General features: G+C 77.8%; 3 protein-coding genes. 1 reads left to right on the forward strand and 2 read right to left on the reverse strand.

Features of this window, described 5'->3' with window-relative positions; all coding sequences use genetic code 11:
• The first annotated feature begins 79 nt into the window (after nucleotides 1–79).
• Nucleotides 80–595, forward strand: coding sequence for an SRPBCC family protein (locus C6N75_RS28095; protein ID WP_105871669.1), 516 nt, complete (start codon nucleotides 80–82; stop codon nucleotides 593–595).
• On the opposite strand, the gene C6N75_RS28100 is transcribed toward C6N75_RS28095, so the two are convergent.
• Entirely contained in the window at nucleotides 586–2394 is a 1809-nt protein-coding gene (locus C6N75_RS28100) for an ABC transporter ATP-binding protein (RefSeq protein ID WP_407703283.1), read from the reverse strand. The genes C6N75_RS28095 and C6N75_RS28100 overlap by 10 nt on opposite strands.
• Nucleotides 2391–4148: an ABC transporter ATP-binding protein/permease gene (locus tag C6N75_RS28105; protein WP_105871670.1), complete on the reverse strand. Its 1758-nt coding sequence runs from the start codon at nucleotides 4146–4148 to the stop codon at nucleotides 2391–2393. The genes C6N75_RS28100 and C6N75_RS28105 overlap by 4 nt, the downstream gene beginning before the upstream one ends.
• Nucleotides 4149–4355 lie beyond the last annotated feature (207 nt).

Consider the following 4355-nt stretch of genomic DNA (forward strand, 5'->3'; position numbering starts at 1 on the left):
TGGGCTCGGAGATGTGTATAAGAGACAGGGGGAGGCGGGGCCGGGGCGGTAGCGTCGCGACCCGACGATCGGAGCCCCCATGCCGCGTGTGTTCACCGTCAGCGACAGCGTTTTCATCGAGGCCGGCCCGGCCGAGGTCTACCGGCAGCTCTCCCAGCCCGCCCGGATGGGCCGGTGGAGCCCGGAGAACCTGGGCGCCACCGTGCGCGGCGGCGAGCAGGCCGCCCGGGTGGGCCTGGTCTTCGACGGGCACAACCGTCGGGGGGCGTTCCGCTGGACGACCCGCTGCACGGTGACCGCGGCCGAGCAGGACCGGCTGTTCCGCTTCCGGGTGCACGCCATCGGGCTGCGCCGGCCCACCCTGCGCGCCCCGATCGCCACCTGGGAGTACCGGCTGACCCCGGCGGACACCGGCACCGAGGTCACCGAGACCTGGACCGACGACCGCCGGAGCTGGCCCGACCCGGTGGCGAACCTCTTCGACCGGGTGGTGACCCGCGGCCTGCCCTTCGCCGACTTCCAGCGGCGCAACATCCGCACCACCCTGCGCAACCTCAAGACGGCGCTGGAGAGCCCCGACGGCGCTCAGGGCTGAGGAGCACCGGCGTCCGTGGACGGCGGCGGCTCCTCCCGGGAGAACAGCTCGGCGAAGGGGCCGCCTGCGGCGCTCAGTTCGGCCCAGGCGCCCTCCTCCACGATCCGGCCGCCCGCCAGCACCGCGATCCGGTCCGCTCGGCGGACGGTGGCGGGGCGGTGGGCGATGACCAGCGTGGTGCGGTCCGCCGAGGACGCGGCGAGGGCCGCGGCCAGCTCGGCGTCGCCCCGGTGGTCCAGGTGCGCGGTGGTCTCGTCCAGCACGAGGATCCGGGGGCCGGCCAGCAGCGCCCGGGCGAGCGCGACCCGGGCCCGCTGGCCGCCGGACAGGGTGGCGCCCCGCTCGCCGACCGGCGTGTCGAGCCCGTCGGGAAGCGTGTCCAGCAGGGGCTCCAGACCGCAGAGGCGCACCACCGCGCGCAGGTCGTCGCCGGTGGCGTGCGGCGCGGCGAGCCGCAGGTTGTCGGCGAGGGTGCCGTGGAAGAGCGGCGCCTGCTGGCCGACGACGGCCACGGCGGCCCGCAGGTCGGCGTCGGTGAGCCGGCCGACGCCGACCGGCTCGGCGCCGCCGGCCGGCAGGAGCTCCACACTCCCCTCCGCCGGGTCCCAGTAACGCGCCAGCAGATGGGCCACGGTGGACTTGCCGGCCCCGGAGGCTCCGACCAGCGCCACCGTCTGACCAGGCCGTACGGCGAGGTCCAGGCCGTCCAGGACGTCGCCGGCCCCGTAGCCGAAGCGCACCCCGCGCAGCCGCAGGCCCAGCGGCCCGGCGGGCAGCGGACAGGGGTCGCGCGGCTCGGGCGCGCCGGCCGGGGCGCGCAGCGCCGCGCCGACCCGGGCGGCCGCCGCCCGCAGGCCGCCGGCCTGCCCCAGGGACGCGGCGCAGTCGGCGACCGGTGCCAGCGCGCCCAGCGCCAGCGCCATGGCGGCCGGGGCCCACGGGCCGGACAGGCCGCCCGCGGTGACCGCGTGCGCGGCCGTGGCGACCACGCCGACCACCGCGGCGACGACCAGCACGTCCCGGACGGCTGCCGCGCCCGTCTCGTAGGACTGCTCGGCCCGCTGCGCCCGGCCGACCCGGCGGCCCTGCTCCCGCAGCCGCCGGCGGCGCTCCTCCAGGGCGCCGGCGGCCAGCAGTTCGCGCAGCCCGTCGACGGTCTCGACGCTCTGCGCGGACAGCTCCGCGAGCGCCGCCCGGGTGCGCGCCCCGCGCGCGGCCCGCGCGCGACCTTCCAGCAGCGGCGTCGCGACCAGTAGCAGGGCGATCGGCAGCACGGTCGCGAGCAGCCATGGCTCGCGCGTCCCGAGCACCGCCGCGGCCGAGGCGAACACCAGCCCCGAGGCGAGGAGTTGGGCCACGGCGTGGGCGTAGAAGAACTCCAGGGCCTCGACGTCGCCGAGCGCGGTGGCCGCGAGGTCGCCGCTGCGGCGTCCGCCGATCCGGGCGGGCGCGCTGCGGGCCAGCCCGTCGAAGACCCGGACCCGCAGCGAGGCGAGCACCCGGTAGGCCAGGTCGTGGGAGAGGTCCATCTCGCGCCAGGTGGTCAGGGCGCGCACCAGCACCAGCGCCACGAGCGCGGCCGCGACGCCGGCCGAAGGGGCCCGCCCGGTGGTCACGGCGGCGCCCACGGTGTACGCGCCCAGGGTGACCAGCACGACCAGCGCGGCCTGATCGGCGGTGGCGGCCAGGCAGGTGCGCACCACCATCGCCCGGTGTGAGCCGAGGACGGGCAGCAGGGCCCTCAGCGCGCCGGCCGGCGGCGCGGACGTCTCCTTCGTCATGTGCGGGTGGGTGGTCATGCGGCCTCATGCTCCGTCACTCCGTCGGACGCGCCGTCAGTGCGGCCCGCGGCGACCAGGGCGGCGTAGACGCCGCCGGCCGCCAGCAGGCCGGCGTGTTCGCCGGCCGCCTCGACCCGGCCGGCGTCCAGGACCACCACGTGGTCGGCGTGCCGGACGGCGTCCAGTTTGTGGGCGATCACCAGGCAGGTGCGGCCGCGGCAGGCGTGCAGCAGTTCGCGCACGATGCCGGCCTCACCGCGTTCGTCGACCGCGCTGGTGGCCTCGTCCAGGACGAGGACGGGCGCGTCGGCGACCAGCGCGCGGGCCAGGGCGAGGCGTTGGCGCTGCCCGCCGGAGAGGGTCGCGCCGCGTTCGCCGACGACGGTGTCGTATCCGTCGGGCAGCCGGGTGATCTCGTCGTGGATGCCGGCCGCTCGTGCCGCCCGGCGCAGCTCGGCGTCGCTCGCGGCGGGCCGGGCCAGGCGGAGGTTGTCCGCGACGGTGGCGTGGAACAGGTAGCTCTCCTGGGAGACCACCGCGATGCCCCGGCGCAGCGCGTCGAGCCGGTGGTCGGCGAGGTCCGCGCCGGCCAGGGTGATCCGGCCCCGGTCGGCCTCGCGTTCGCGCAGCAGCAGGCCGAGCAGGGTGGACTTGCCCGCGCCCGAGGGGCCGACGACGGCGGTGGTCGCGCCGGCCGGGGCGGTGAAGGTGACCCCGGCCAGTGCGGGCCGGCCGGCTCCCGGATAGGTGAAGTACACGTCGTGGAAGTGCACTTCGGGGGCTTCGGCCCATCCGGTGGACCGGGTGCCGGTGTCCGGTACGACGCCGTCGCCGGTGCGCAGGGCGGTGATGCCGTCGGCGGCGGACACACCGAGGTAGCCGGCGTGCCACTCGCGGGAGAGGTCGCGGATGGGGCGGAAGACCTCGGAGGCCAGCATCAGCAGCAGATAGGTCAGGGTGCCGGTGGTGCGCCCGGTGGCGGCCGAGGCGCAGGCCACCAGCACGGCGGCGGCGGTGCCGCCCTGTACGGCCAGGTCGGTGAGGCCGGTGTCCACCAGCGAGACGCGGAGCTTGGCGACGGTGGCCCGGTGCAGCGCGGCCGAGCGCCGCTCCAGCTTCTCCCGCACCCGGGGGACGGCGCCGGCGGCGCGCAGGGCCGGCATGCCCTGCAAAGCCTCCAGGTAGTCGGCGGCCAGCGCCTCGTAGGTGTCCCAGTGCTCGGCGCCGCGCCGGGCCAGCAGCCGGTCCCACCAGCGCGGCCCGAACACCGCGAGCAGCAGCGCCGGCGCGAGCGCCAGGGCCGCGTAGGGCTCCAGCACGGCGACGACCGCCAGCAGCAGCGGCGGTACGGCGCAGGTGAGCAGGAACTGCGGCAGGTAGCGCGACACATAGGCGTCCACGCCCTCGACGCCGTCGACGACGGTGGCGCGCACCGCGCCGGCCCGGGCGGCCGCCAGAGCGCCGGGGCCGCGCCGGCCGAGGCGCTCCAGCAGCTCGTCGCGGAGCCGCACCCGTACGGCCGCCCCGGCCTGGACGGCCGTCAGCCGCTGCGCGCGGCCGAGCAGCGCGCGGGCCAGCACCACGGCCGCGACGGATGCGAGCAGCGGGGCCAGCAGGTCGGTGTCGCCGCGGGCGATGCGGCCGAGCGCGACGGCCAGCAGGGCGGCCTGGGCAAGGTGGGTGACGGTGACGGCGGCCAGCAGCGCGGTCGCACCGCCCAGCGGCCGAGCCGCGCCACGCGCGGCCCGCAGGAGTTCGGGGTGCAGCATCATCGGCGGTGCTCCCGACCGGAGTGGGACGTCTGGACAGCGCCGCCCGGATCATCCGGGCGACCGAAACGGGGCGCACCGGCCCACCCCCGCGGTCGTCGGCGGCGCTCCGCGCCCTGGCGAAGGGAAGCGGGCGGGCCGGGCGGACCGTGATCCCGGCGAGCGGGCTCGGAGCGTGGCAGCGCCTGAGCGGCGCGGCGGCCGGAGGAG

Origin of the sequence: Streptomyces solincola (assembly GCF_002982015.1) — a bacterium.
Taxonomy (GTDB): Bacteria; Actinomycetota; Actinomycetes; order Streptomycetales; family Streptomycetaceae; genus Streptomyces; species Streptomyces solincola.

Excerpts from the sequence above, each read along its gene's own strand:
- C6N75_RS28100 (WP_407703283.1), bottom strand. The coding sequence starts at position 2,394 with ATGACCACCCACCCGCACATGACGAAGGAGACGTCCGCGCCGCCGGCC.
- C6N75_RS28095 (WP_105871669.1), top strand. The coding sequence starts at position 80 with ATGCCGCGTGTGTTCACCGTCAGCGACAGCGTTTTCATCGAGGCCGGC.
- C6N75_RS28105 (WP_105871670.1), bottom strand. The coding sequence starts at position 4,148 with ATGATGCTGCACCCCGAACTCCTGCGGGCCGCGCGTGGCGCGGCTCGG.